Consider the following 1944-nt stretch of genomic DNA (forward strand, 5'->3'; position numbering starts at 1 on the left):
GGTCAGGGGTGGGGGTACTGGCGCAGACCTATCCGCAGCTTTCCGGCTTTCCGCAATTTTTCTGGAAAATCAGGCGGCCTTGCTCCTGCCACCCTTGCGCGCCCAGGCCGGCAGCCAGTCGCCATGCGCGGCGATGAGGTCGTCGACCAGCGACCAGATCTGGTCGAGGTCGAGTTCGGCCGCGGTGTGTGGGTCCATCATCGCCGCGTGGTAGATGTGCTCGCGGTTCTCGCTCATCAGCGCCCGCACCGTCAGTTCCTGCACATTGATGTTGGTGCGGATCAGCGCCGTCAGCTGCGGCGGCAGGTCGCCGATATAGGTCGGCTGGATGCCGGAGGCGTCGACAAGGCACGGCACCTCGGCAGCGCAGTCGAAGGGCAGCGAGGTTATGCAGCCATTGTTGCGGACATTGCCGTAGATCACCGACGGCTCGCCGGTCCAGACTGAGTTCATGATCGAGGAAGCATATTCCTTCGATTGTTCGACCTCGATCCGTTCGGCCGAGCGGTAGGCTTCCGCCTGGCCTTTCCAGCGCTCGATCTGCTCGATGCAGCGTTTTGGATATTCGTCCAGCGGGATGCCGTATTTCTCGATCAGGTCCGGGCGCCCGTCCTTGATGAAATAGGGCGTGTATTCGGCGAAATGCTCCGAGCTTTCGGTGACGAAATAGCCGAGCCGGGTCAGCATCTCGTAGCGCACCTTGTTGGGGCAGCGCGGGTTCCATCCCGGCTTCGGCGCGCGGCCTTCGCGATAGGCGCGCACAAGGTCTGGATAGAGGTCGCGATAGGAGCCGTCCGGCTGGCGATGCTCGAACTTCAGGTAGAAGGCCATGTGGTTGATGCCGGCCGAGCGGTAGCGGATTTCCTCATAGGGGAGGTCGAGGTCATGCGCCAGTTCCATCGCCGTGCCCTGCACCGAATGACAAAGCCCGACCTGCTTGATTTGGGGGTATTTCTCGGCGATCGCCCAGGTGTTGATCGCCATCGGGTTGACATATTGCAGCATGATCGCCTCCGGGCAGACGGCGAGCATGTCCTCGCAGATCTTCCACAGATGCGGCACGGTTCTGAGACCCCGCATGATGCCGCCGACACCGAGCGTGTCGGCGATCGTCTGGCGCAGGCCGTATTTCCTCGGCACCTCGAAGTCGGTGACGGTGCACGGCTCGTAACCGCCGATCTGGAACGCGACGACGACGAAGTCGGCGCCGGCGAGCGCCTTGCGCTGGTCGGAATAGGTTTCGGCCTTCGCCTTGACGCCGAGCGTCGCGATCAGCTTGTTGACGACGACGGCGCTTTCTTCCAGCCGCTGCGGATTGATGTCCATCAGCGCGACGGTCGCGCCCGACAGCGCCGGACGCTGCAGCACGTCGCCGACTATGTTCTTCATGAACACAGTCGAGCCGGCGCCGATGAAGGTGATCTTGGGATTTCTTGCCACTGTAAGCCTCCGGCACTCTAAGCCACGTCGAATGCGGCCCTGACGAGCCGTTCGGTGTAGGCGGTCTTGGGATTGGTGAGGACCTCGTCGACGGGTCCCTGTTCGACGATCTTGCCGTGCTGCATGACGATGACGCGATGGCACAGCGCCCGCACCACCTTGAGGTCATGCGAGATGAAGAGGTAGCTCAATCCGCGCTCGTCCTGCAGCTTGCGCAACAGGTCGATGATCTGCGCTTGCACCGAGAGGTCGAGCGCCGATGTCGGCTCGTCGAGCAGGATGAATTCAGGCTCCAGCGCGATGGCGCGCGCGATCGCGATGCGCTGACGCTGGCCACCTGAGAATTCATGCGGGAACCGCGACAGGATATCGCCGGGCATGCCGGCGCTGACCAGCGCCTGGCGCACCCGCTCGATGCGCTCGCGCCGCGTCGCACCGATCCTGTTGACGACTAGGCCTTCCTCGATGATCTGGCCGATCGTCATGCGCGGATTGAGCGAGGAG

The 1944-nt window shown here is 63.0% G+C and carries 2 protein-coding genes; both read right to left on the reverse strand.

Annotated elements, in window-relative coordinates:
* Window positions 1–69: 69 nt before the first annotated feature.
* On the reverse strand, window positions 70–1440 hold the full coding sequence (locus EOA29_RS34765; RefSeq protein ID WP_127222278.1) for an alpha-glucosidase/alpha-galactosidase: 1371 nt from the start codon (window positions 1438–1440) through the stop codon (window positions 70–72).
* Window positions 1441–1457: 17 nt separating this feature from the next.
* Window positions 1458–1944: ATP-binding cassette domain-containing protein (locus EOA29_RS34770; RefSeq protein WP_127222279.1), on the reverse strand; the 487-nt coding region annotated here is incomplete at its 5' end.

It is taken from the genome of Mesorhizobium sp. M1E.F.Ca.ET.063.01.1.1, from assembly GCF_003998155.1.
Lineage (GTDB): Bacteria > Pseudomonadota > Alphaproteobacteria > Rhizobiales > Rhizobiaceae > Mesorhizobium.